Here is a 23807-nt window from a genome sequence, read left to right as displayed (position 1 = left end):
GCCTCAGCGGTTGGCGCGCGCCACCACCGCCTCGAACAGCACCTGGCAGCCGGCTTCGGCTTCCTCGGGCAGGATGCTTTCCGCCTCATTGTGGCTCAGGCCGTCCTTGCAGGGGGTGAAGATCATGGCGGTCGGCACGCGGCGCGCGACATAGACCGCGTCATGCGCCGCGCCCGAGGTGATCTCGCGTGCCGGATAGCCCAGCCGGGCCGCGGCCTGGCGCACCAGATCCACGCAGGCCGGGTCGAAGGGCTGGGCCGGCATGTCGAAGAGCTTGGTCACCTCCAGCCGGCAGCCGCTGCCGGCCACGGCGGCTTCCGCCGCCTGCGGGAATTCCGCCATCAGCCGCGCCAGCTCGGCATCATCAGGGTGGCGGAACTCGACGCTGAAGCGCACCTCGCCCGGCACCACGTTGCGGCTGTTGGGCAGGACCTGGAGCTGGCCCACCGTGCCGCGCCCCGCCTCGCCGCGCGCGCGCATCATCTCATCCACCAGGGCGATCACGCGCGCCGCGGCCACCAGCGCATCGCGCCGGGCGGAAGGCGGCGTGGTGCCGGCATGCGCGTCCTGGCCGGTGATCACGGCGTCATACCAGACCTGCGCCTGCGCGCCGGTGACGATGCCGATGGGCTTGCCCTCCTGCTCCAGGATGGGGCCCTGCTCGATATGCAGCTCGAAATAGGCGTCGGCCGGGAAGGGGGCGGCGGGGTGCGGGCCCTTGTAGCCGATGGAGTCCAGCGCCTGGCTGACATTCACGCCGTCCAGGTCGGTGAAGCCATAGGCCTCCTCCAGCCCGAATATGCCGGCCCAGACGCCACTGCCCATGAGTGAATGGCCGAAGCGGCTGCCTTCCTCATCCGTCCAGTTCACCAGCTCGATCGGCGCCTCGGTGGTGATGTTGAGGTCGTGCAGGGAGCGCATGACCTCGAGCCCGGCGATCACGCCCAGGGCGCCGTCGAACTTGCCGCCGGTCGGCTGGCTGTCGAGGTGGCTGCCCAGCAGCACCGGGAGGCGCTGGGGGTCGCGCCCCTCGCGGCGGGCGAACATGTTGCCCATGGCGTCCACGCGCATCGTCAGGCCAAGTTCTTCGCACCATTGGGTGAAGCGCTGGCGGCCGGCCTTGTCCACCTCGGTGAGGGTGAGGCGCTTCACGCCGCCCTTCGGCGTGGCGCCGATCTCGGCCATGGCCATGAGGGCGTCCCACAGGCGGGGACCGTTGATCTTCTGGTTCGTGCTCATGCCCACAGGTTATCCGCGCGCCGGACCCGCTGGAACCCGCCGCCCGGAACATGGCGGCAGCTTCACGCGCGAGGCGCGCCCGCCAACCCTTGATATGCGCGCGCGCTCCTGCAACTGATGGGGTCATGGCCCATGCACTCGACACCGCCCCCGCCTCGCCCGCGCTGCTGCGCAATTCCGACCTCGACCGCCCCGAGGTGCGCCAGGCGCGCATCGATCTCGCCGCATGCTTCCGCATGGCGGCGAAGCTCGGCTTGCAGGAGGGCATCTGCAACCACTTCTCGCTCGTCGTGCCCGGGCGTGACGATCTGATGCTGGTGAACCCCTATGGCTACGCCTTCGCGGAAGTCACGGCCTCCAGCCTCGTTATCTGCGACTTCGAGGGGCGGGTGGTGGCCGGCCAGGGCGTGCCGGAGGCGACGGCCTTCTACATCCACGCGCGCCTGCACCTGAAGCATCCGCGCGCCAAGGCGGCCTTCCACACCCACATGCCCAATGCGACCGCGCTCGCCATGCTGGAGGGGCCGCCCCTGGTCTGGGCCGGGCAGACGGCGCTCAAATTCTATGGCCGCACCCTGGTGGACGAGGACTACAACGGCCTCGCGCTGGATGAGCGCGAGGGCGACCGCATCGCGGCGGCGCTGGGCGATGCCGACATCGTCTTCATGAAGAACCACGGCGTCATGGTGGTGGGCCCGAGCGTGGCCGAGGCCTGGGACGACCTCTACTACCTGGAGCGCGCGGCCGAGGTGCAGCGCCTCGCTATGACGACGGGCCGTGTACTGAAGCCGGTGCCCGAGGCGGTGGCGCGCGCCACCTACGCCCAGATGCGCGAGGGCGATCGCGAAAGCGCGCGCCTGCACCTGGAGAGCATCAAGCGGCAGCTCATGAAGGAGCAGCCCGACTTCGCGGACTGATCTGCGCCCTCAGGCGCTGGGCGCCGCCTCCGGCGGCTTGGCCCCGCCGCGTGCGGAGGCCTCTTTGGTGCGCAGTTAGCCTGCGGGCGCCGGCGTGCCATCGCGCTGGGCATCCTCCACCGCGCGCAGCGCGTCGAGGATCAGCGCCTGCTGCGTGGCGAGGAAGCGCGCCTCATCCGCCGTCAGGATCTGCGCCGAGATCTGGATGGCGATGTTCGCCTTGCCGATCTCGGCCACGTGCACGCGCGGCCAGCCCGGCCCCTGCTCCACCAGCGGTTCGGCCGCCACGCGGCGCCGGATCTCCTCGACCAGCGCCGCGATCCGCGTGGCCGGCATCTCGCGCGGGACGGGCAGCGCATGCTGGAAGATCCAGCGGTCGCGCGCGGAGAGGTTGGTCACATGCACCTTCGCCAGGTCGGCATTGGGGATGCTGGTGAGCGAGCCATCCGGCGCACGGATCTGGCTGGAGCGCGGCCCGATCGAGACCACCACGCCGCGCGCCGTGCCGAAGGCGATCGTGTCGCCCACGCGGAAGGGGCGGTCGGCGAAGATCGAGATGCCGCCCAGCAGGTTCTCCACCGTGGCCTGGGCGGCGAGCGCCAGCGCCAGGCCGCCGATGCTGACGCCGGCCAGCAGGCCGAGCGCGGGCACGCCCGCCTCATTGGCGCCGAGCACGATGATCGTCGCCGCCGCGAGCAGCGAGCAGACTCGCGCCAGCAGCCGCAGCAGGTTCGCGTCATAGACGCGCGCGGGGAAGCTCGGCGCGGCGATGATCGCCTCCGCCACCAGCCAGCAGGCCGACCAGGCCGCCAGCGCCGCCGCGAGGTAGATGGCGAAATTGGTGACGAGCAGTCCCGTGTCGGACAGCCCGCCCACCAGCACGATGTTCCAGGTGATGAAGCGATAGGCGAGCTCGAGCAGCACCACGAAGACGAAGGCGACCGTGAGCATCCCCAGGTGCCGCCGCCACGCCACGGTGCCCTTGGTGACGCGCAGGACGACGCGCAGCCAGAGCAGCCCCAGCAGCACCGCCGTCAGCAGCACCAGGAAGGTCAACAGCACCTTCCAGGCGGGGGAGCCCAGCAGGTCCCAATGCAGGGGTCCGGGGAGGCTGGCAATCGGCAGCCCCGCCAGCAGGGGCCCGGCGAAGCTGCGCTGCGCCTCGGCCCAGTCGTCGATGGCGACCGGGCGGAGCGGCGGCAGGTTGGCGACGGCGGCACGGAATTCCGGCAGGCGGCCCATGGTCTCGCCTGAGAAGACCCAGCTCCGTGCGTTCGACCCCTCGGTGAGCCGGACCAGCCGGATTTCCGTGCCCGGGATCGCCCAGCGCGTCGACTGCGGGTCCACCGGCGGCGTGGCGGGGTCGAGCTCGGGTAGGCGGTTCAGGATGTCGGCCAGCAGGCCGAAGGACATGGCGCCGTGCTTGAGGCGCGTCACCGGCGGGGCGTCGCGCAGGTCGAACAGCTCGCGGCCCGCGCGGGAGAGGGCGGTGGTGAGCGCGACTTCCGAGGCCCGGCTGGGGGCCGCGCGATAGGCGAGGAACAGCGCCTCCACCCGCTTCACCTCGCCGCGGAAGGCGGCGACGGTGGCCTGGGGGCTGGAGGTGTCGAGCTCGGCCAGCAGCGCGGCGCCCGCGGGCAGGCTCGGCAGCAGCCAGGCGAGCAGCAGGAAGACCCACCTGTGCAGCATGTTCTTCTCCCTGGGCGGCTTCGTGGGGCGCGGGGCCCGGCTCCATTCTCCCCCCCTTCTCCGGCGGGAGTCGAGGGTGGTCAGTCCCGCCGCGGCGCGGGGCGCTTGCCCGCATAGGGGCGCTTCGGGCCGGGATAGGGCGGGCCGCGGCGCGCCGGGCCTTCCATCGGCGCATCGGCCGGCTCCACGCGGATATGCGCGTCATCACGGCCGGGCTTGGCGGCGGCATGGGCGAAGCGCGCGGCGGCATAGGGCGCCACCTCGAAGCGCGTCTCGCGGTCCATGATGCGGATGCGGCCGATCTCCTCGCGCGTCACATGGCCGCGATGACAGAGGAAGGGCAGGATCCAGCGCGGATCGGCGTCGTTGCTGCGGCCCACATTCATGCGGAACCACACGCCCTCGCCCACCTCGGTCGGCGCCGGCATGGTGCGGGGCTGGGGCGCGGGGCGGGCCTGGGCGGCGGCGAGTTCCTCGGGTGCGGGCAGCGGCGCGCGGAGCTGCTTGACCAGGGCGGCGGCGATCGCCTCGGCCGAGCGGCCCTCCAGCAGGCGGCGGCCGAGTTCCAGGTCCATCTCGTCGGGCTCGGCCTCCAGCATCTCGATGCCGCTGGCGAGGATGCGCTCGCCATCCTTGGCGTGGATCTCGTCGGCCGTCGGCGCGCCGGACCAGGCGGCCTGGAGCTTGGCCGCCATCAGCAGCCGTTCCGCGATGCGGCGGCGGTTGTGCGGCACGATCAGCGCGGAAATGCCCTTCTTGCCCGCGCGGCCGGTGCGGCCCGAGCGGTGCAGCAGCGTCTCCGGGTCATTGGGCAGGTCGGCATGGATGACCAGCGCCAGGTCGGGCAGATCAAGCCCGCGCGCGGCCACATCGGTTGCGACGCAGACGCGGGCGCGGCCGTCGCGCAGGCCCTGCATGGCGCGGGTGCGCTCGGCCTGGGAGAGCTCGCCCGAGAGGGCGACGGCGGAGAAGCCGCGCTCGACGAGGTTGCCATGCAGCCGGGCGACCGCGGCGCGCGTGGTGCAGAAGACGATGGCGGTGCGCGGATCGAGGAAGCGCAGCGTGTTCACCACCGCGCGCTCCATCTCGCCGGGAGCGACCGAGAGGGCGCGGTATTCGATGTCGCTGTGCTGCTTGCCCTCGTTCGTGGCGGCGATGCGCAGCGCGTCCTTCTGGAAGCCCTTGGCGAGCTGGGCGATGCCGCGCGGCACGGTGGCCGAGAACAGCAGCGTCCGGCGCTCGGCCGGCATGGTCTCCAGGATGGCTTCGAGGTCCTCGCGGAAGCCGAGGTCCAGCATCTCATCCGCCTCATCCAGCACCACGGCGCGGATGGTCTGCGGCTTGAGGTTGCCCCGCTCCAGATGGTCGCGCAGGCGGCCGGGCGTGCCGACGACGATATGTGCGCCATGGGCGAGCTGCCGCCGCTCGGCCATCGGGTCCATGCCGCCGACGCAGGCGACGATGCGCCCGCCCGCCTTGGCGTAGAGCCAGGTCAGCTCGACCTGCACCTGCAGCGCCAACTCGCGCGTGGGGGCGACGACCAGGGCGAGGGGGGTGGCCGAATGGCCGAGGCGCTCCGCGCCGGCCAGCACCTCGCCCGCGATGGCGAGGCCATAGGCGACGGTCTTGCCCGAACCGGTCTGCGCCGAGACGAGCAGGTCCCGTCCGGCGGTCTCGGGCTCCAGCACGGCGGCCTGCACGGCGGTCGGCTCGGCATAGCCGCGTTCGGCCAGGGTGGTTGCCAGCGGGCCGGCGAGGTCGGGGAAGGGCATGAAGAAATCCTGGTAAAGCGTATTCAAGCCAGGCGGAACCGCCTGGCATCGCAAAACTGCGAGAAAACAAAGGTTAAGCCCGTGATCGGGCATGGCGCGCAACGGGTTCGCCCGGGCGCGGCGGCCTGTGGATAAGCCCGCGGGAGGCCAAAGGAAAGCGCGGAAGTTGGGGGGGAGGGGTCCGCACCGGACATGACAGCACAGGCGGGCGCCGTTGACGCCCCCGCGCCGCCGGGCAAGACTTGTCCGGACAAGGAGGGCGCATGAGCCAGAAAAAAGGGCCGCTCGCCGGCCTCCGCGTGATCGACGCCTCGAATTTCCTGGCCGCGCCCACCGTCTCCATGCACCTGGCCGATATGGGGGCCGAGGTGATCAAGCTGGAGCGCCCGAATGGCGGCGACGAGTTCCGCAACTGGGGCCGGCGGCGGGACGATATCGCGCTCTATTACAAGGTGGTGAACCGCAACAAGCTCTCGGTCACGGCGGATTTCCGCACGCCCCTGGGGGTGGAGACGGTGAAGCGCCTGGTGCGCGATGCCGACCTGATCGTGGAGAATTATCGCCCGGGCACGATGGAGAAATGGGGGCTCGGTTATGACGTGCTCTCCGCCATCAACCCGCGCCTCGTCATGCTGCGGGTCACGGGCTACGGGCAGGAGGGGCCGAACGCGCACAAGCCCGGCTTCGGCACCGCGCTCGAGGGCTATGGCGGCTTTGTCTACATCAATGGCGAGCCGGAGCGGCCGCCCCTGCTCCCGCCCTTCGGGCTTTCCGACGCCAGTTCCGGCCTTTGCGGCGCTTTCCTGGCGCTGGCCGCGCTGCGGGAGCGGGATGCCTCGGGCAAGGGCCAGGTGGTGGATCTCGCGCTCTATGAGGCGATGTTCGCCATGCTCGGCCCCTTCGTCGTGGAATATGACCAGCTGGGCGTGGTGCAGGAGCGCATCGGCTCGCGCCTGCCCTGGGTGGCGCCGCGCAACACCTATCAGTGCCGGGACGGCGCCTGGGTGAGCCTGAGCGCCTCCTCCAACGGCACCTTCGTGCGGCTCTGCACGGCGCTGGGCGAGCCGGCCTTGGCCACCGATCCGCGCTTCACCGAAAACGCTGGGCGGGTCGCGCATGTGGAGGCGCTGGATGCGGAATTGTCCCGCCTGATCGGCCGTTTCGACCGCGCCGACCTGATCGCGCTGCTGGAGGCGTCGGATGCCGTGGTGGCACCGGTGAACAGCGTGGCGGACATCATGCTGGACCCCCACATCGTGGCGCGGGGCTCGATCATTTCCGTAGAGGATGCGGAGCTGGGCGGCCCCATGCGGATGCAGGCGCCCTCCGGCCGCTTCTCCCGCACGCCGCCCGAGATCCAGCATGCCGGGCCGCCGGCCGGGGCGCACAATCGGGATATCCTGCTGGGCCGCCTCGGCTTCACCGAAGCGGAACTCCGCGCGGCGGGGATCGAGGCGTGATCGCGCTCCCGCCCCGCGCCGTCGTCACCGAGGTCGGCCCGCGCGATGGCTTGCAGTCCCTCGGCCGCTGGGTGCCAACCGACGAGAAGATCTGGCTGGTCCAGCGCCTGGCCGCGGCTGGGATCACCGAGATCGAGGCCGTCTCCTTCGCCCACCCGCGCTTCATCCCCGACCTGCGGGACGCGGAGGAGGTGCTGGAGCGCCTGCCGCCCCTGCCCGGCGTGAACCTGCGCGGCCTCGTTCCCAATGCACGCGGCGCGGAGCGTGCGGCGACCACGCGTGTGGATGAGATGGTGGGCCTCATCACCGCGTCCGTCGCCTATTCCGCGCTGAACCAGAACACGACGATCGAGGGCGCGCTGGAGCAGGCCATCCTGGCGCTGCGCGTGGCCGAGCGCGCGGGCAAGCGCTTCTCGCTCGGCCTCGGCATGGCCTTCTGGTGCCCGCTGGACGGGCTGATCCCGGAGGAGCGGGTGATGGCCATCGTGGCGCGGCTTCATGACGCGGGGCTCCGCGAATTGATGCTGGCCGGCAGCCTGGGCTTCGAGGACCCGCCCACGGTCCGCGCCCGCTTCGCGCGCATCCTCGACCGGCATCCGGGGATGACGCTCTGCTACCATGTGCATGACCAGGCGGGGATCGCGTCCGCCAATGTGCTGGCCGCGCTGGATGCGGGGGTGACGCGCTTCGAGGTCTCGATCTGCGGGCTGGGCGGCGGCGTGGCCACGCCCGAGGCGATCGGCAACATGCCGACCGAGGACCTGACGCAGATGCTCGAACTCTGCGGCGTGGAGACCGGGCTGGAATCCGGCGCCGTGATCGCCGCCGCGCGGGAGATCGCGGCGCGTCTCGCCCTGCCATTGGCGAGCCGCGCGGGGCAGCATGGCAACCGGGCGGAGGCGCTGGCCCATGGCCGCGCCAAGCTGGCCGCGAAACAGGGGACATCCGCATGAGAACCGCGATCCGCAACCGGCTGCGCGCCGCCGCCGCCCTGCTCGCCCTGCCGGCGCTCGCCCGCGCCCAGGATTTCCCGCGCCAGCCGATCCGCCTGATCCTGCCCTTCGCGCCCGGCACGGGCAGCGATGCCATCGCGCGCATCGTGGCGCATGAGACACGCAACCGGCTGCCGCACCCCATCGTGGTGGAGAACCGGCCGGGCGGCGGCGGCATCACCGGCACGGAGCAGGGCGCCCGCGCCGCGCCGGACGGCTATACGATCACGCTTGGCACCACGAGCACCTTCCTGGTGAATCCGGCGCTGAACCCCCGCGCGGGCTACAGCTTCGAGCGCGACTTCGCCCCCGTGGTGGGCATCGGGCGCAGCTTCTACGTGCTGGTCACCGCCAACACCGCCGCCGCCCCGAAGACCTTGGCCGAGTTGATCGAGCGCCTGCGCCAGCCGGGCGCGCATGGCACCTTCGCCTCCTCCGGCGCCGGGACCATCACGCATCTCGCCTCCGAGATCGTGCTGCACAAGGCGCGGGTCACCGGGACCCATGTGCCCTATCGCGGCAGCGGAGCGGCGATGGCGGACATCATCGGTGGCCAGGTGCTCTTCGGCTCGGACTCGCTGGCCGCGACGCTGCCGCTGATCCGCGGCGGGCAGCTGCGGGCGCTGGCCGTCACCTCGCCCACACGCTTCGCCGGACTGCCCGATGTGCCCACGCTCATCGAGAGCGGCATGCCGGGCACGGTCATTGACGCCTGGTTCGGCATCGGGGCCCCCATCGCGACGCCGGCGCCGGTCATCGCGCAGCTCAGCGAGGTGATCCTGGCGGCCATCACCAGCGCGGACGCCAAGCCCCGCTTCGAGGCGCTGGGGGTGGACCTGCTCGCGCTGGGGCCGGCCGATTTCGCGCAGTTCGTGCGGGAGAGCGGCGTCTTCTGGCAGGGCTTCCTGCGGGAGAGCGGCATCCGCATCGAATTCTGAACACTTGCATCGGAACCCCTGGCGCGCCATAACAGGGGTCTTCCAAACCAACTTCATCAAGAGGTGGGTGGCCTTCCGGGGCCGCCCTCTTGGCATTTCACAGGCCGGCATTTGACCATCGAGAGACCACGCCACGAAGGGCTCGACGCCCGCATCGCCGACCTGGTGGCGCCGACGATCGAGCACATGGGCTATGAGCTCGTCCGCGTGCAGGTCAGCGGCAAGGAAAAGCCGACCGTGCAGATCATGGCGGATCGCGCCGATGGCGCGCCCTTCACCGTCGAGGACTGCACCGAGATCAGCCACGCCGTCGGCGCCGTGCTGGACGTGGCGGACCCGATCAAGGCCGAGTGGATGCTGGAGATTTCCTCCCCCGGCATCGACCGCCCGCTGACCCGCGCGAAGGACTGGAACCTCTACGCCGGCCATGTGGCGCAGGTGGAGATGCTGATCCCCATCGAGGGCCGCAAGCGCTTCCGCGGCGTCGTCCTCGGTGCAGACGCCGAAGTTGGGCGGCTGCGCCTCGACGAGGGGCCAGAGATCGCGCTGCCGCGCGACCAGATGCGCCGCGCCAAGCTCGTCCTGACCGATGAACTCATCGCTGCCACGGCAGCGCAGACCAAGGCCGCGTCCGCGGCGAACCAAGGGAACTGAACCATGGCCATGGATGTTGCGATCCCCCGCCCGGAATTCCTGCAGGTGGCCGAAGCCGTCGCCCGCGAGAAGATGATCGAGAAGGAAGAGGTTCTCGAGGCCATGGAGCTCGCCATGGGCAAGGCGGGCAAGCAGAAATACGGCTTGGAGAAGGACATCCGCGCCACCATCGACCGCAAGACCGGCGAGGTCCGCCTCTCGCGCTGGACCGAGGTGGTGGAGCAGGAACCGGTCGAGAACGAGGACACGCAGATCCCGCTGCGTATCGCCGTCAAGGTGAAGCCCGGCATCACCGTGGGCGAGTTCATCGTGGACCCGCTGCCGCCGATCGATTTCGGCCGCATCGCGGCGCAGACCGCCAAGCAGGTGATCGTGCAGCGCGTGCGCGAGGTGGAGCGCAAGAAGCAGTACGACGAGTATAAGGACCGCGTGGGCGAGATCATCAACGGCACGGTCAAGCGCACCGAATACGGCAACCTCATGGTCGAGCTCGGCAAGGCCGAGGCGCTGCTGCGCCGCGACGAGACCATCCCGCGCGAGGCCTTCAAGAATGGCGACCGCGTGCGTGCCTACATCTATGACGTGCGCGAGGAGCCGCGCGGCCCGCAGATCTTCCTCAGCCGCACCCATCCGGGCTTCCTCGCCAAGCTCTTCGCCCAGGAAGTGCCTGAGATCTATGACGGCATCATCGAGATCAAGGCCGTGGCGCGCGACCCCGGCAGTCGCGCCAAGATGGCCGTGATCAGCCGCGATTCCAGCATCGACCCCGTCGGCGCCTGCGTCGGCATGCGCGGCAGCCGCGTGCAGGCGGTGGTGGCCGAACTCCAGGGCGAGAAGATCGACATCATCCCCTGGAGCCCGGACATCGCGACCTTCATCGTGAACGCGATGGCGCCGGCCGAGGTGGCCAAGGTGCTGCTGGACGATGAGAGCAAGCGCGTCGAGGTCGTGGTGCCGGACGAGCAGCTCTCGCTCGCCATCGGCCGCCGCGGGCAGAATGTGCGCCTCGCCTCGCAGCTCACGCGCTACGACATCGACATCATGACCGAGGCCGGCGAGAGCGAGCGCCGCCAGGAAGACTTCCGCAAGCGCAGCAGCCTCTTCGTCGAGGCGCTGGACGTGGATGACGTGATCGCCGGCCTGCTGGTGACCGAGGGCTATTCCACCATCGAGGAGATCATCGAGGTGGATGACGAGGAGCTGGCCGGCATCGAAGGCTTCGACGAGGCCATCGCGGCCGAGCTGAAGCGCCGCGGCCTCGCCTTCCTGGAAGCCAAGGATGCCGAGTTCGAGACCCGCCGCGTGGAGCTGGGCGTGGAGGACGCGATCGCCGAGATCGGCACCTTCACCCCCGCCATGCTGGTGCAGCTGGGCGAGGCCGGCGTGAAGACGCTGGACGACCTGGCGGACTTGGCGGGCGACGAGCTGGTCGAGATCTTCGGCGCCGAGACCATGGACGAGGAGACGGCGAATGCCGTCATCATGGCCGCGCGCGCCCATTGGTTCGATGAGGAAGGGAACGGCGAAGCTGCCGCCGGCTGACCCCGCCCTCCAGGCCGCGCCTGACCCGGACGCCCTGCCGGACGATGCCATCGCCCGCGAGCGGGGGCCGTTGCGGCGCTGTATCGTCACCCGGCAGACCCTGCCGAAGGAGCAGATGCTGCGTTTCGTCATCGGCCCCATGCGTGAGGTGGTGCCCGATCCGGGTGGACGTTTGCCGGGCAGGGGCCTATGGTTGGTCGCGCAGGATGATGTGTTGCGCAAAGCGCTGAAGCAGGGCGCCTTTGCCAAGGCCGCCCGGGGGTCCGTCGGGGTTCCTGGCGATCTTCACGCCCTGGTCGTCTCTGGTTTGCGCCAGCGGGTCCTGGATTTCCTGGGATTTGCGCGGCGCAGTGGCGAGGCGGTGGCCGGGCGGGAAGCGGTCCTGGACTGGCTCCGTCATGACAAGGTGGCGTTGCTCATCCAGGCCTCGGATGGCAGCCCCGCCGAACGGAGTCGGTTGGTCGGCGGGCGTGCCGATGGGCTGGGTTTTCCGGTCCTGACACCGCTTACGGCCGCGGAGTTGGGTGGAGTTTTTGGGAGGGAGCGCGCGGTTCACGTGGCGATCTCCCCCGGTCGGATGGTTTCCTCGCTGCAGGCGGAGGCGGCACGCTTGGCCGGCTTCGCGGCGGTTCGAGGGTGAAGGATTGAGTTCGGAACGACGAATGAGCGACCAGAACGAACAGGATGCGGCCAAGAGCCGATTGAGCCTCCGCCCGGCAGGCCGGCTCGAGATGGGCAAGACGGTGGATGCGGGGAGCGTCCGCCAGAGCTTCAGCCATGGCCGCAGCAAGGTCGTCCAGGTCGAGGTCGTGAAGAAGCGCGCCCCGGGCCCGGGCAGCACGGGAACGACGCTCCGCGCGCCGACCGCCCCGGTGCGCCCCGGCGCGCCCCGCACGCCCCAGGCACCCGCGCCGGCCAGCGCCGCGCCCGCCGCTCCCAGCCCGGCTCCCGCCGCGCCCGCCAGCGCCCCCGCGCGCCCGGCCGCGCCGCGCCCCGCCACCGGCCCTTCGGGCCGTCCGCTGACCGCGGCCGAGCTGGCCATCCGCCAGCGCGTGCTGGAGGAGCAGCGCCGCGTCGAGGCCGCCCGCGAGCGTGAGCAGCGCGAGCAGCAGGCCCTGATGGTCCGCAGCGCGGCCGAGGAAGCCGCCCGCCGCGCCGAGGAGGAGGCCCGCCAGCGCGAAGCCGCCGAGGCCGCCGCGCGCGAAGCCGCCCGTGCCGCCGAATCCGCCCCGGCGCCCAGCGAGGCGCCGCCTGCCCCGGTCGCGGCTCCCGCCGCGCGGCAGGACGCCCCGGCCGAGCCGCCGCGCCCTGCCGCGCCGCGCGTGACGCCGCTCGCCGCCCGCGCCGTGCAGGGCCCGGCCCTGCGGCCGAGCAACCCGCCGCCCTCCAGCCCCTCGGCCAAGCTCTCCCTCAACCCGCGCGCCCGCGCGGATGAGGATGATGACCGCCGCGGTCCCGCGCGCCGCCCCGGTGGCGCCGCCCCTGGTGGCGTGAAGCGCCCGGCCCCCGCGCCGGTGAAGAAGGCGCCGCTCGCCGCTGGCCGCCGCGAAGGCCGCATCGACGTCGCCGCCGCCATGGATGGCGAGGATGAGCGCAGCCGCTCGATGGCGTCGGTCCGCCGCGCCCGTGAGCGCGAGCGCCGCCAGGCCGAGCTGCAGCGCCTGCGCGCCGGCCAGGAGCGCGTCGTGCGTGACGTGGTGATCCCCGAGACGATCACCGTGCAGGAACTCGCCAACCGCATGGCCGCCCGTGGTGGCGAGGTGGTGAAGGCGCTGTTCCGCATGGGCGTCATGGCGACGCTGACCCAGAGCATCGACGCCGACACGGCCGAACTGGTCGCGCAGGAATTCGGCCACCGCGTGAAGCGCGTCGCCGAGGATGACGTGGAGCTGGCGCTGGAAGGCACGGTGGACGAGGAAGAGGCGCTGCTGCCGCGCCCGCCCGTCGTGACCATCATGGGCCATGTGGACCACGGCAAGACGTCGCTGCTCGACGCGTTGCGCAAGACCGATGTGGCAGCGCGCGAGGCGGGTGGCATCACCCAGCATATCGGCGCCTATCAGGTGCAGACGGCGTCGGGCATCGTCACCTTCATCGACACGCCGGGCCACGAGGCCTTCACGGCGATGCGCGCGCGCGGCGCGGGCGTCACCGACATGGTGGTGCTGGTGGTGGCCGCGGATGACGGCGTGATGCCGCAGACGATCGAGGCCATCAAGCATGCCCGCGCGGCGGATGTGCCGATCATCGTGGCCGTGAACAAGATCGACAAGCCGGGCATCAACCTCGACCGCGTGCGCAACGAGCTGCTGCAGCACGAGATCGTGGTGGAAAGCCTGGGTGGCGAGACGCAGGAGATCCAGGTCTCGGCCACCAAGGGCACGAACCTCGACAAGCTGCTGGAAGCCATCCTGCTGCAGGCCGAGATCCTCGACCTGCGCGCCAACCCGGACCGCCCGGGCGAGGGCACCGTGATCGAGAGCAAGCTCGACCGCGGCCGTGGCCCTGTCGCCACGGTGCTGGTGCAGAAGGGCACGCTGAAGCAGGGCGACATCGTCGTCGCCGGCGCCGAATGGGGCCGCGTTCGCGCCCTGGTGGACAGCCTGGGTAAGCCCCTCAAGGCGGCCGGGCCCTCCGTGCCGGTCGAGGTGCTAGGCCTGTCTGGCGTGCCGTCCGCGGGCGAGAACTTCGTCGCGGTCGAGAATGAAGGCCAGGCGCGCGAAGTCAGCGAATTCCGCCAGCGCCGTGCGCGTGAGAAGGCGGCCGCCGCCCTCGGCGCGGGCCGTGGCACGCTGAACGACATGCTGGCGCGCATCCAGGCGGGCGAGCAGAAGGAAGTGGCCGTCGTCGTGAAGGCGGACGTGCAGGGCTCGGCCGAGGCGATCAACGTCACGCTCGGCAAGCTCGGCAACGAGGAGGTGCGCGTGCGCGTGCTGCACTCGGCGGTCGGCCAGATCACCGAGAGCGACATCCAGCTCGCCAAGGCGTCCAACGCCGTGGTCGTCGCCTTCAACGTCCGCGCCACCAGCCAGGCGCGCGAGATGGCGCAGCGCGACGGCGTGGATATCCGCTACTACTCGATCATCTACCAGGTGTCGGACGACATCGAGGCGATCTTCAAGTCGCGCCTCGCCCCCGTCCAGCGCGAGAGCTTCATCGGCTACGCGCAGATCCTGCAGGTCTTCGAGGTCAAGCGCCTGGGCAATGTGGCCGGCTGCCGCGTGACCGAGGGCGTGGTGAAGCGCGGCTGCGGCGTGCGCCTCCTGCGCGACGGCATCGTCATCCACGAGGGCGAGCTCAGCACGCTGCGCCGCTTCAAGGACGACGTGAAGGAAGTCACCAACGGCTACGAATGCGGCATGGGCTTCAAGAACTACGACGACATCCGCGTGGGTGATCAGATTGAGTGCTTCGAAACCGAGACCGTCGCGGCGGCCTGAGTTTCCGTGTTTCTGATAGGGGGCGCGGCGGGGCAGCCCGCCGCGCCCTTTGCATTTCGAGAGAATTGAGAGATGGCCAAGCGCCACACTGACAATCCCGGCGCGCCCAGCCAGCGCCAGCTTCGCGTGGCGGAGGAGGTGCGGCATGCCCTCGCCGCCATCTTCGAACGCGGCGATTTCCGCGACCCGGACCTGGCCAATGCCCGCATCACCGTGACGGAAGTGCGCGCCAGCCCCGACCTGCGCCATATGACCGCCTTCATCAGCGGCCTTGGCAAGGATGTGCCGCCCGAGCAATTCGCCGCCCTCAAGCGCGCCCATGCCTTCCTGCGCGGCCAGGTGGCGAAGAATGTCCGGCTGAAATTCGCGCCCGACCTGCATTTCCAGCCGGACAGCGCGCTGGATTACGCCATGAAGATCGACCAGCTGCTGCGCCAACCCCAGGTGGCGCAGGATCTCGTGGCCGAGAAGGACGACAAGGGGGAGTGAGCGGGGCGCATCAGGATTGCGCCCATCGGCCTTCCGGCCCGCCCGAAACCGCCTAGAACGCAGCCTCGCTTCGCACGCAGGATTTGATGCCCCGCCACCACAGAAAACCCAAGGGCCGGCCCATTGATGGCTGGCTCATCATCGACAAGCCCACGGGCATCGGCAGCACGGATGTCGTGAACCGCGTCAAGCGCGCCTATGACGCGCAGAAGGCCGGCCATGGCGGCACGCTCGACCCGCTGGCCACCGGCCTGCTGCCCATCGCCTTCGGCCACGCCACCAAGACCGTGCCCTATGTGATGGACGGCACGAAGGTCTATCACTTTACCCTCGCCTTCGGCGAAGCGCGCGACAGCGATGACTCCGACGGCGCGGTGACCGAGACCAGCGACGCCCGCCCGAGCGACGAGCAGATCCGCGCCGCCCTGCCTGCCTTCACCGGCGACATCATGCAGGTCCCGCCCGTCTATTCCGCCATCAAGGTGAATGGCGAGCGCGCCTATGACCTGGCGCGCGATGGCCAGGCCGTGCAGCTCGAGGCCCGCCCTGCCCGGGTGGACCGCTTCGAACTCATCGCCCGCCCGAATGCCGACAGCGCCATCTTCGAGGTGCAGTCGGGCAAGGGGGTCTATATGCGCTCGCTGGCGCGGGACCTCGCGCGTGCCGTCGGCACGGTCGGCCATATCGCGGCCCTGCGCCGCCTGCGGGTCGGCCCCTTCACCGAGGCGCATGCCGTGCCCCTGGACAAGATCGCCGTAACAGGCGATACCCCGCCCCCTTCACTGGACCTTCTGCTCCCCCTGACGACCGCGCTGGCCGACATCCCGGCACTGGCCGTCTCGGAAGCCGAGGCCGCCCGCCTCAATTTCGGCCAGGCCATCAGCCTGGTCGAGCTGATGGGCCGGGTTCCGTCCGAGGCCAGCCCCGATGGGGGCCTGGTCCGCGCGATGGCAGCGGAGCGGTTTGTGGGCCTGTGTCGTCTCGAAGAGGGGATGATGCGGCCCGAACGGTTGATGGCGCCCGGTTGAGCCGGGGCTTTCCGCCCAGAGCCGGTTCTTTTCTCCAACCTTGAAGGGATCCTCCGATGTCGATCACCGCTGAGCGCCGCGCGGCGCTCATTCTCGAATACGCGACCAAGCCCGGCGATACCGGCAGCCCCGAAGTGCAGGTGGCCATCCTCTCCGAGCGGATCTCCAACCTGACCGAGCACCTGAAGACCCACGCGAAGGATTTCCATTCGCGCCGCGGCCTCCTCGTGATGGTCGGCCAGCGCCGTGGCCTGCTGGACTATGTGAAGCGCAAGGACAAGGCGCGCTACGACGCCCTGATCGCCCGCCTCGGCCTGCGCCGCTGAACCAAGACGCCCGGGCCGCACCCCGGCCCGGGTCGTTTCCCCCTTGGGCCGCACGTCGGCCCGGGTCCTTTGCCCCTTGGGCCGCTGGCCGGCCTGGGCTCTTCCGCTGAAGCATCATCGCCCCACATAAGGGACGTGATTCGTCGCCGCGCCCTGCTGGCCCTTGCTGCCCTGCCCGCCCTGCCGGCGCAGGGTCAGACCCGCACGCGCTATGTGTTCGACCAGAGCGTTGGCCGCATCGGCTTTTCCGCGCGCCATCTCGGTCTGTTTACCTCGCAGGGGCAATTCGACCGTTTCCAGGCGACCCTGCTGATCAATCCGGATAACCCGCAGAACGCCTCGGTGGAATGCGTGGTCGAGACGGGGGAGGTCAGCATCCCCTTTCCCGGCGCGACCGACCTGCTCCGCTCCGAGGCCTATTTCGACGTGGCCCGCCACCCCACCGCGCGCTTCGCCGGCGAGGCCAATGGCCTGACCGAGGCGGGGGGCTTTCCCATCGCCGGGCAATTGGCCGTGCGTGGCATCACCCGCCCCTTCCGCATGACCGCGCGCCTGATCGAGCGCGAGGGCGGCGTCGCGCGCTTCCAGGCGGAGGGCGAGATGCGCCGGGGCGAATTCGGCATGGTGGCGGACCGCACGCTGATCTCGGACGCGATCCGGCTCAGCGTGGATGTGCGGATCGCGGTGTGAGCGGCACGCCCGAACGCTGGTCCCGCCCGCAGCGGCGTCTGCACGCCTGGGGGGCGGTGCTGGTGGTGCTGACGCTGGCGCTCTCGCTGGCCATGGTGGCGCTGCCCATGTCGCAGCTGCTGGCGAAGTTCCTGGCCTATCAGCTGCACAAGACCTTCGGCCTGCTGGTGCTCATCGTGACGCTGGCACGGCTCGGCTTCCGGCTGGCGCGGCCGGCGCCGGTCCTCACGGGGCTTTCGCCCGGGCGGCAGCGCGCGGCGCGCTGGGGGCAGGGGGTGCTTTATGCGCTGCTGCTGGTGGTGCCGCTGCTGGGATACCTGACGGCCCAGGCGGCGGCGGGGCCGGTGCCGACCACGCTGTTCCTGGTGATCCCGGTGCCGCATCTGCTGGACCCCGATCCTGCGCTCTATGCCTGGCTCCGCCCCACCCACCAGATCGCGGCCTGGAGCCTGATTGTGCTTGCGGCCGCACACGCCTCCCTTGCGCTGTGGCATCATCGGCAGGGCCTGCCGGTGCTGGGGCGCATCTGGGGTTAGGCCGCGCAACGCGGAGGCGCCGGGCTGGTTCATCACTCGATCAGGGAGCCGAGCATGTCGAGACAGGAATCGCGCGGAACCCCCAAGCCCGGCCTGACCAGCCTGGCCGATCCGGCGCTCAACCAGGAAACCCCGCCGCATCTGCTGCGCGATCCCGTGACACCCGCCGCGCTTTTCTTCGTGCGCAACAACGGCTCCCTCCCGTTGGTGCCGCCCGAGGCCGCAGAGGATTGGGTGCTGGAGGTGACCGGCCGCGTCGCGCGGCCGCTGGCGCTGCGGCTTGGCGATTTGCGCGCCCGCTTCCCCGAGGTCGAGGTGACGGCGGTGCTGGAATGCGCGGGCAATGGCCGCAGTGGCTTCGCGCCGCCCGTCCCCGGGCTCGCCTGGGGCCATGGCGCCGTGGGCTGTGCGCGCTGGACGGGCGTGCGGCTGGCCGATGTGCTGGCGGCGGCGGGCGTCGCGGCCGATGCCGTCTATGTCGGCCATGAAAGCCCCGACCACGCGCTGGGCGCGCCGGGCCAGCCGGCGCTTTCGCGCGGCTTGCCCATCGCCAAGGCGCTGGCACCCGAGACCCTGCTGGCCTTCGGCATGAATGGCGCGCCGCTCGATCCGCTGCATGGCTTCCCGCTGCGCGTGGTGGCGCCGGGCTTCCCGGGGGCGGCCTGGCAGAAATGGCTGCGGCGCATCCTGGTGCTGGATCGCGAGCATGACGGCGCGAAGATGACCGGCCTCGACTACCGGATGCCGCGCCATCCCGTGCGGCCGGGTGAAACGCCGGACCCCGCGATCTTCGACGTCATCACCGACATGCCCGTGAAATGCCTGATCACCGAGCCCGCCGCGGATTTCCGCGCCAGCGGCCCGGTCCCGGTCGCGGGCTTCGCCTGGAGCGGGGCGATCCCGGTGGAGCGCGTCGAGGTCTCGGGCGATCGAGGGGCGTCCTGGCGACCGGCGACACTGGAGCCGGGCGAGGGCCGCTGGGCCTGGCGCCGCTTCCGCGCCGTCCTGGACCTGCCCGGCCGGGACGAGATGGAGGTCATGGCGCGCGCGACGGACAGGGCGGGCAACGCCCAGCCGCTGGCGCCGCGCTGGAATCCGCGCGGCTACCTGAACAACGCCGTCCACCGCGTCCGTGGCCGGGCCGGCTGAGCCTCAGGCGATCTCGGCCGCGCGGCGGAGGCTGTTGATCATGGACATGCCGAGCAGGTGCGCGTGGGCCTTCGCCGGATCGCCCGCGGCTTCGGCCATGCGGGCCTGGAAATCGGCCTGGTCCTCTGGGGTGGCGGCTTCCAGGTTCTTCTTGTTCTGGATCGTCGTGCGCTGCACCACCTCCTCGGTGATGCCGCGCCGCTGCCGGTCGTAGCGGTCGAGCAGGGCCTCCTCCGCCTCGCCCCGCATCACCTGGACGAGTTTCTCGACCAGGTTCACCGCGTCATGCACGCCGCCATTCAGCCCCATGCCGCCCAGCGGGTTGTTGATATGCGCGGCATCGCCCGCCAGCAGGATGCGCCCCTTGCGGAAGGTCTCGGCTACGCGCTGGTGCACGCGGTAGAGCGTGGTGTGCTTGATCGGGTAGTCGCCATGCCCCGCCACCACGCGAGCGAAGCGGGCGCGGGCGAATTCCGGCGTCATCACCTCCTCGTCGGAGACCTCAGCTTTCACCGGGAACATGGCGCGCCACACGCCGGGGACGCGCAGCAGGAAGAACCACTCCTCCGGGTCGGCGTAGTAGGAGACGTCGGCCAGGCCCGGGATGATGCTGGCGAAGTCGAATTCGGTGGAGAGGACCAGGAAGCGCTCGGGCCAGGTGAAGCCGTTGAAGGCGATGGCGGCGGATTTGCGGACGGCGCTGCGCGCGCCATCGGCGCCGATGATCCAGCTGCCGGTCAGGCGCGTGCCGTCCTCCAGCTCGGCGCTCACATGGTCGCCCTCGTCCCGCACGGCGGCCACGGCGCTGTGGAAGCGCACCTGGTAGAGCGGGTTCTCCCGCAGCATGCCGTGCAGGATGCGCGTCAGCTTGAACTGCTCGCATTGCAGCCGATAGGGGTGGCGCGTCACATCGGCCAGCAGGCCGAAATCGAATTCCGCGATCACGCTCTGGTCCCGCCGGCGATACTGCACGCGCGGCCCGATGATGCCCTGGCGGATCATATCCTTCGCCGCGCCCAGATCGTCCAGCATGTCGAGCGTGGGGGCATGGAAGGTGGAGGCGCGCATCTCCTCCGAGATGCCGGGGCCGGCTTCCAGCACCAGCACCGGGATGCCGGCGCGGACGAGCGAGGCGGCGGCGACGAGGCCGACCGGCCCCGCGCCGGCGATGAGGACGGGCTTGGGCTGGGCCATGCGGTTCGAAATCCCCCTGAGCTCGTTACAGTTGGCGCAAAATCGGGACCTGTGAAGGGGTGCAATTCCACCCCGCCCATTCCTGCTCTAGCCTCGCGCGACAGGAAAGGAACGCCCCATCATGGATCTGCGCCAGAAGCTTCAGGGCCGGCTGCGCCTGCCGCTCATCGGCTCGCCGCTCTTCATCATCTCGGTGCCCGACCTCGTCGTCGCGCAATGCACGTCGGGCGTCATCGGTTCCATGCCCACGTTGAACGCGCGGCCGCTGGAGCAGCTGGATGACTGGCTCTACGAGATCAGCGGGCGCCTCGCCGAGCATGACCGCGCCCACCCCGACCGGCCTTCCGCGCCCTATGCGATGAACCTCATCGTCCATCGCTCCAACGACCGGCTGGAGGAGGACCTGAAGCTCGTCGTGAAGCACAAGGTGCCGCTGGTCATCACCTCGCTCGGCGCGCGGCCCGAGGTGAATGACGCGATCCACTCCTATGGCGGCCATGTGATCCATGACGTGATCAACCAGACCTTCGCCCACAAGGCGATCGAGAAGGGCGCCGATGGCCTGGTGCTGGTGGCGGCCGGCGCGGGCGGCCATGCCGGCGCGCAAAGCCCTTTCGCCCTGATGCAGGAGACGCGCGCCTGGTTCGACGGGCCGATCGCGCTTTCGGGCAGCATCGCGCATGGCCGCAGCATCCTGGCGGCCGAGGCGATGGGCGCCGACTTCGCCTATATGGGCTCCGCCTTCATCGCCACCGAGGAGGCGCGCGCGGTGGATGAATACAAGCACATGCTGGTGGAAGCGGGTGCGGACGACATCGTCTACACCAACCTCATCACCGGCGTGCATGGCAACTACCTGAAGCCCTCGGTGCGGAATGCGGGGCTCGACCCGGACAATCTCGAGACCTCCGACAAGTCGGCGATGAGCTTCGCCCAGGGCCGCAACAAGAAGTGGAAGGACATCTGGGGCGCGGGGCAGAGCGTCTCGGGCATCCATGAGGTGGTGCCCGCGGCGGATCTCGTGGCGCGGCTGCACCGTGAATACCTGGAGGCGCGGCAGAGGCTGGGCGGGGCCTCGCCGCTGGTGAACCCGAACTGGACGCAACTGGCGGAGGCCGCCTGAGGCCCCATATCCAGGGCCATGAGTGAAGCCACCCTCCGCCTCGGCGCCTTCCTCGGCGTGCTGGCCCTGCTGTTGGCAGCCGAGCGGCTGATCCCCTGGCAGGTGCCGCGCCCCCTGGGCTGGCGGCGCTGGCTGCCGAATTTCGGGCTGGTGGCGCTGGGCGCGGTCACGGTGCGCTTCCTGATGCCGCTGGCGGCTGTCGGCGCCGCGCTCTGGGCGCAGTCGCGGGGCGTGGGCCTGCTCAACTGGCTCGAGGCGCCCGCCTGGCTGGCGATTCCGCTCACGGTCGTGCTGCTCGACCTGCTGATCTACTGGCAGCACCGGATCTTCCATGTGGTGCCCTGGCTCTGGCGGCTGCACCGCGTCCATCACGCCGACCCGGAGATGGATGCCAGCACCGGGCTGCGTTTCCATCCCATCGAGATCTGGCTCTCCATGTGGGTGAAGATCGCGGCCGCCATCGCGCTGGGCGCGCCACCGGAGGGCGTGGTGGCCTTCGAGATCATCCTGAACGCGGCGAGCCTCTTCGAGCATGCCGCCATCCGCATCCCGCCCCGGCTGGATGCCGCGCTGGGCTGGGTGATCGTGACGCCCAGCCTGCACCGCATCCATCACTCGGAGCGCGAGGAGGAGACGAACAGCCATTACGGATTCTGCCTCTCCGTGTGGGACCGGCTTTTCGGCAGTTGGCGCGGCAGTTGGGCGGGAGAGCTGGTGCTGGGCATACGGGGCTATCGCGCCGAGCGCGAGCAGCATGTGCTGCCGCTGCTGACGCAACCCTTCCGGTAGCTCAGGCCCCCGCGTCCCGCTCCCGCTCCGCCAGGTCGCGCAGCGCGCGCCGCGCGGCATTGGCGATCTCCGGCGCGCGGGCCTGCTGGGCCAGGGCCTCGGATTGCTGCAGCCAGCGCCGCGCCTCCGGGAATTCCTGGCGGGCGGCGGCGCTGCGGCCGGCGCGCAGCAGCAGGTCCGCCGCGACCGGGATCTCGCCCTGGCGGCGCGCGGCCTCGGCCTCCAGCGCCAGCGCGCGGGCGAGGCCGCGATAATCCAGCCCCTCGCGCCGCAGCCGGGCGGCCTCGGTCGCGAGGCGCCGGGCTTCGGCCAGGTCGCCCCCGGCCAGCGCGGCGGCGGCGGCCAGTTCCTCCGCATCGGCGCGGAAGGCGCGGCGCTCGGGCGTGCCGAGCGCGGCGCGCGCCTGGGCCAGCGCCGCCGGGTCATTCCGCGCCGCCGCGATCAGCCCGCGCAGGAACCAGCCTCGGAGAGCGACATCCGCATCCTCCGTGCCGATCCCGGCCGCGACCCCTTCCGCGCCGGCCAGGTCGCCGCCGCGATACAGGGCCAGCGCCTCCACCAGGCGCAGCGCATCGGGGATGGGCGCGTTGCGGCGCAGCAGCTCGGCCTGCACCTCCCGCGCCGTGGCCAGCGCGGCGGCCGGGTTCGGGCGGGCGAGCTGGGCGGCCGCAAGGCCGATGCCCGCATCGCCGATGGCGGCGGTGTCGTCCCGCTCCCGCGCGCGGTTGAGCGCCATGCCATAGAGCCGCGCGGCCTCGGCCGGGCGGTCGAGTTCGAGGGCGAGGCGCCCGGCGCGGGCGGCGCGGCCCAGCGTCTCGTCGGGCGGTGGGGGGGCGGGGGGCGGCGTACCGCCGCAGGCCGCCAGCAGCGGCAAGGCCAGCCACAGCTTGCGGTTCACGGGCGCAGCCTTTCGGCGGCCGGCCGGCGCGGTTCGGGCGGGGGCGGGCCACCGCCGCCCAGGAGCCACATGCCGCGCAGCTGGGTCAGCAGCAGTTCCAGCTCGCGCGTCGTCTGCTGCGTCTGGAGCAGCAGGCCGGGGACGTTGCCGGTGCTTTCCTCGACGTTGCGGACCGTCTGCGGCAGGCGCTGCGTGGCGCGGGAGACGTCGCGCGTCGCCTGCTGGAGATTGGCCAGCGCCTGGTCCACGCGGCGCATCAGGGCGGGCAGGGTGGCGTTGGGGCCGCTCTCCGCCATCAGCCGCTCGGCCTGGGCGGCGAGCCCGTCGAAGCGCTGGACGAGCTGCGCGCCGCCGCGCAGCAGGCTGGTCAACTCCTGCGCCGCGGCCTCGGCGCTGCGGGCGAATTGGTCATCGGCCATGAGGCGGCCGAGCGAACCCTCGCCGCGCTCCACCCCGTCCACGAAGCGCACGGCGAAGCGGGAGACGCGGCCCAGATCCTCCAGCACCGGCAAGGCACGGTCACGCAGCTGTTCCAGCACCTGGAGCTGCGAGGGCTCGGTGGTGGCTTCCAGGGTGGCGGCGCTCCAGTCCAGCGCGGCGCCCTCGCCCCGGCCGATGAAGAGAAAGCCCGCGCCCACCCCGCCCATGCGGCTGCGGATGGTGATGGGCGAATCCCGGCGGATGAAGTCGCGCGCGCCCGGCTCGGTCAGGAGGATCTCGGCGACGAGGCGGCGGCCGGGCGCGAAGCTGATGCGCTGGACGGTGCCGGCCTTCAGGCCCAGCACCTGCACATCGGCGCCCGCCTCCAGGCCGGCGGTGCCCTCGGGCGGGAGGAGGACGCGGAGCGTGGAACCACCCTGGGCGAAACCCGCCATGGGCAGGAGCAGGGCCGCCACCAGCAGCCATCCCGATCGCTTCATCCCAGCCCTCCGGCGCCCATGG

The 23807-nt window shown here is 71.1% G+C and carries 21 protein-coding genes and 2 pseudogenes; 17 read left to right on the top strand and 6 right to left on the bottom strand.

Translation table 11 applies throughout. The features are described 5' to 3' along the window. Nucleotides 1-3: 3 nt before the first annotated feature. Entirely contained in the window at nucleotides 4-1239 is a 1236-nt protein-coding gene (locus R9Z33_RS24160) for a Zn-dependent hydrolase (protein WP_318649137.1), read from the bottom strand. Nucleotides 1240-1364: 125 nt separating this feature from the next. On the opposite strand from R9Z33_RS24160, the gene R9Z33_RS24155 reads away from it, so the two are divergent. After that, nucleotides 1365-2156: an aldolase gene (locus R9Z33_RS24155; RefSeq protein WP_318649136.1), complete on the top strand. Its 792-nt coding sequence runs from the start codon at nucleotides 1365-1367 to the stop codon at nucleotides 2154-2156. A 75-nt stretch (nucleotides 2157-2231) separates the two neighbouring features. Here the strand turns inward: R9Z33_RS24155 and R9Z33_RS24150 are convergent, their stop codons facing one another. Then, nucleotides 2232-3845 (bottom strand): mechanosensitive ion channel family protein, encoded by a 1614-nt coding sequence (locus R9Z33_RS24150; protein WP_318649135.1) that lies wholly within the window; start codon nucleotides 3843-3845, stop codon nucleotides 2232-2234. A gap of 80 nt (nucleotides 3846-3925) precedes the next feature. After that, nucleotides 3926-5644 (bottom strand): DEAD/DEAH box helicase, encoded by a 1719-nt coding sequence (locus R9Z33_RS24145; RefSeq protein ID WP_318649134.1) that lies wholly within the window; start codon nucleotides 5642-5644, stop codon nucleotides 3926-3928. Between the two features lie 236 nt (nucleotides 5645-5880). Here R9Z33_RS24145 and R9Z33_RS24140 point away from each other — a divergent pair, with 236 nt between their 5' ends. The 14 genes and pseudogenes from R9Z33_RS24140 to R9Z33_RS24080 all read left to right on the top strand — a co-directional run bounded on the left by R9Z33_RS24140 (nucleotide 5881) and on the right by R9Z33_RS24080 (nucleotide 18861). After that, nucleotides 5881-7077 (top strand): CaiB/BaiF CoA transferase family protein, encoded by a 1197-nt coding sequence (locus tag R9Z33_RS24140; protein ID WP_318649133.1) that lies wholly within the window; start codon nucleotides 5881-5883, stop codon nucleotides 7075-7077. Further along, nucleotides 7074-8030: a beta/alpha barrel domain-containing protein gene (locus R9Z33_RS24135; protein ID WP_318649132.1), complete on the top strand. Its 957-nt coding sequence runs from the start codon at nucleotides 7074-7076 to the stop codon at nucleotides 8028-8030. Before R9Z33_RS24140 ends, R9Z33_RS24135 begins: the two co-directional genes overlap by 4 nt. After that, nucleotides 8027-9007 (top strand): Bug family tripartite tricarboxylate transporter substrate binding protein, encoded by a 981-nt coding sequence (locus R9Z33_RS24130; RefSeq protein WP_318649131.1) that lies wholly within the window; start codon nucleotides 8027-8029, stop codon nucleotides 9005-9007. The genes R9Z33_RS24135 and R9Z33_RS24130 overlap by 4 nt, the downstream gene beginning before the upstream one ends. Before the next feature lie 111 nt (nucleotides 9008-9118). Next, nucleotides 9119-9661 (top strand): ribosome maturation factor RimP, encoded by a 543-nt coding sequence (gene rimP, locus R9Z33_RS24125; RefSeq protein WP_318649130.1) that lies wholly within the window; start codon nucleotides 9119-9121, stop codon nucleotides 9659-9661. A 9-nt stretch (nucleotides 9662-9670) separates the two neighbouring features. After that, on the top strand, nucleotides 9671-11203 hold the full coding sequence (nusA, locus tag R9Z33_RS24120) for a transcription termination factor NusA (protein ID WP_404830695.1): 1533 nt from the start codon (nucleotides 9671-9673) through the stop codon (nucleotides 11201-11203). Then, nucleotides 11169-11843 carry an RNA-binding protein gene (locus R9Z33_RS24115; protein ID WP_318649128.1) on the top strand — a complete coding sequence of 225 codons (675 nt, stop codon included), beginning with the start codon at nucleotides 11169-11171 and terminating at the stop codon, nucleotides 11841-11843. The genes nusA and R9Z33_RS24115 overlap by 35 nt, the downstream gene beginning before the upstream one ends. A 22-nt stretch (nucleotides 11844-11865) precedes the next feature. After that, a pseudogene (locus R9Z33_RS24825) lies at nucleotides 11866-12033 on the top strand (translation initiation factor IF-2 associated domain-containing protein); the annotation flags it as partial. 111 nt (nucleotides 12034-12144) lie between these two features. After that, nucleotides 12145-14643 (top strand): annotated as a pseudogene (gene infB, locus R9Z33_RS24110) (translation initiation factor IF-2); the annotation flags it as partial. A gap of 72 nt (nucleotides 14644-14715) precedes the next feature. Continuing rightward, nucleotides 14716-15132: a 30S ribosome-binding factor RbfA gene (rbfA, locus tag R9Z33_RS24105; protein WP_318649126.1), complete on the top strand. Its 417-nt coding sequence runs from the start codon at nucleotides 14716-14718 to the stop codon at nucleotides 15130-15132. Between the two features lie 86 nt (nucleotides 15133-15218). Continuing rightward, a complete protein-coding gene (gene truB, locus R9Z33_RS24100) occupies nucleotides 15219-16160 on the top strand; it encodes a tRNA pseudouridine(55) synthase TruB (protein WP_318649125.1) in 942 nt (313 codons plus the stop codon). A gap of 56 nt (nucleotides 16161-16216) precedes the next feature. After that, nucleotides 16217-16486, top strand: coding sequence for a 30S ribosomal protein S15 (gene rpsO, locus R9Z33_RS24095; RefSeq protein WP_318649124.1), 270 nt, complete (start codon nucleotides 16217-16219; stop codon nucleotides 16484-16486). A 135-nt stretch (nucleotides 16487-16621) separates the two neighbouring features. Further along, nucleotides 16622-17176, top strand: coding sequence for a YceI family protein (locus R9Z33_RS24090; RefSeq protein WP_318649123.1), 555 nt, complete (start codon nucleotides 16622-16624; stop codon nucleotides 17174-17176). After that, nucleotides 17173-17712: a cytochrome b gene (locus tag R9Z33_RS24085; protein WP_318649122.1), complete on the top strand. Its 540-nt coding sequence runs from the start codon at nucleotides 17173-17175 to the stop codon at nucleotides 17710-17712. The genes R9Z33_RS24090 and R9Z33_RS24085 overlap by 4 nt, the downstream gene beginning before the upstream one ends. A gap of 54 nt (nucleotides 17713-17766) precedes the next feature. Beyond that, nucleotides 17767-18861 (top strand): sulfite oxidase, encoded by a 1095-nt coding sequence (locus R9Z33_RS24080; protein WP_318649121.1) that lies wholly within the window; start codon nucleotides 17767-17769, stop codon nucleotides 18859-18861. A 3-nt stretch (nucleotides 18862-18864) separates the two neighbouring features. On the opposite strand, the gene R9Z33_RS24075 is transcribed toward R9Z33_RS24080, so the two are convergent. Then, nucleotides 18865-20055, bottom strand: coding sequence for an FAD-dependent oxidoreductase (locus R9Z33_RS24075; protein WP_318649120.1), 1191 nt, complete (start codon nucleotides 20053-20055; stop codon nucleotides 18865-18867). A gap of 121 nt (nucleotides 20056-20176) precedes the next feature. On the opposite strand from R9Z33_RS24075, the gene R9Z33_RS24070 reads away from it, so the two are divergent. Next, entirely contained in the window at nucleotides 20177-21178 is a 1002-nt protein-coding gene (locus R9Z33_RS24070; protein ID WP_318649119.1) for an NAD(P)H-dependent flavin oxidoreductase, read from the top strand. Nucleotides 21179-21196: 18 nt separating this feature from the next. Then, nucleotides 21197-21967, top strand: a complete 771-nt coding sequence (locus R9Z33_RS24065) for a sterol desaturase family protein (protein WP_318649118.1) — start codon at nucleotides 21197-21199, stop codon at nucleotides 21965-21967. 1 nt (nucleotide 21968) lies between these two features. Here the strand turns inward: R9Z33_RS24065 and R9Z33_RS24060 are convergent, their stop codons facing one another. Then, a complete protein-coding gene (locus R9Z33_RS24060) occupies nucleotides 21969-22865 on the bottom strand; it encodes a hypothetical protein (RefSeq protein WP_318649117.1) in 897 nt (298 codons plus the stop codon). Next, nucleotides 22862-23785 (bottom strand): MlaD family protein, encoded by a 924-nt coding sequence (locus R9Z33_RS24055; RefSeq protein WP_318649116.1) that lies wholly within the window; start codon nucleotides 23783-23785, stop codon nucleotides 22862-22864. Before R9Z33_RS24055 ends, R9Z33_RS24060 begins: the two co-directional genes overlap by 4 nt. Between the last annotated feature and the right edge of the window lie 22 nt (nucleotides 23786-23807).

This window comes from Sediminicoccus rosea (assembly GCF_033547095.1).
In the GTDB taxonomy this organism is placed as follows: Bacteria; Pseudomonadota; Alphaproteobacteria; order Acetobacterales; family Acetobacteraceae; genus Roseococcus; species Roseococcus rosea.
The sequence above is the reverse complement of the archived record's forward strand: the minus strand, read 5'-3'. Positions and strand labels throughout refer to the sequence as shown.

Excerpts from the sequence above, each read along its gene's own strand:
- R9Z33_RS24160 (WP_318649137.1), bottom strand. The coding sequence starts at position 1,239 with ATGAGCACGAACCAGAAGATCAACGGTCCCCGCCTGTGGGACGCCCTC.
- R9Z33_RS24155 (WP_318649136.1), top strand. The coding sequence starts at position 1,365 with ATGGCCCATGCACTCGACACCGCCCCCGCCTCGCCCGCGCTGCTGCGC.
- R9Z33_RS24150 (WP_318649135.1), bottom strand. The coding sequence starts at position 3,845 with ATGCTGCACAGGTGGGTCTTCCTGCTGCTCGCCTGGCTGCTGCCGAGC.
- R9Z33_RS24140 (WP_318649133.1), top strand. The coding sequence starts at position 5,881 with ATGAGCCAGAAAAAAGGGCCGCTCGCCGGCCTCCGCGTGATCGACGCC.
- R9Z33_RS24130 (WP_318649131.1), top strand. The coding sequence starts at position 8,027 with ATGAGAACCGCGATCCGCAACCGGCTGCGCGCCGCCGCCGCCCTGCTC.
- nusA (WP_404830695.1), top strand. The coding sequence starts at position 9,671 with ATGGATGTTGCGATCCCCCGCCCGGAATTCCTGCAGGTGGCCGAAGCC.
- R9Z33_RS24115 (WP_318649128.1), top strand. The coding sequence starts at position 11,169 with ATGAGGAAGGGAACGGCGAAGCTGCCGCCGGCTGACCCCGCCCTCCAG.
- rbfA (WP_318649126.1), top strand. The coding sequence starts at position 14,716 with ATGGCCAAGCGCCACACTGACAATCCCGGCGCGCCCAGCCAGCGCCAG.
- truB (WP_318649125.1), top strand. The coding sequence starts at position 15,219 with ATGCCCCGCCACCACAGAAAACCCAAGGGCCGGCCCATTGATGGCTGG.
- rpsO (WP_318649124.1), top strand. The coding sequence starts at position 16,217 with ATGTCGATCACCGCTGAGCGCCGCGCGGCGCTCATTCTCGAATACGCG.
- R9Z33_RS24080 (WP_318649121.1), top strand. The coding sequence starts at position 17,767 with ATGTCGAGACAGGAATCGCGCGGAACCCCCAAGCCCGGCCTGACCAGC.
- R9Z33_RS24075 (WP_318649120.1), bottom strand. The coding sequence starts at position 20,055 with ATGGCCCAGCCCAAGCCCGTCCTCATCGCCGGCGCGGGGCCGGTCGGC.
- R9Z33_RS24070 (WP_318649119.1), top strand. The coding sequence starts at position 20,177 with ATGGATCTGCGCCAGAAGCTTCAGGGCCGGCTGCGCCTGCCGCTCATC.
- R9Z33_RS24065 (WP_318649118.1), top strand. The coding sequence starts at position 21,197 with ATGAGTGAAGCCACCCTCCGCCTCGGCGCCTTCCTCGGCGTGCTGGCC.
- R9Z33_RS24055 (WP_318649116.1), bottom strand. The coding sequence starts at position 23,785 with ATGAAGCGATCGGGATGGCTGCTGGTGGCGGCCCTGCTCCTGCCCATG.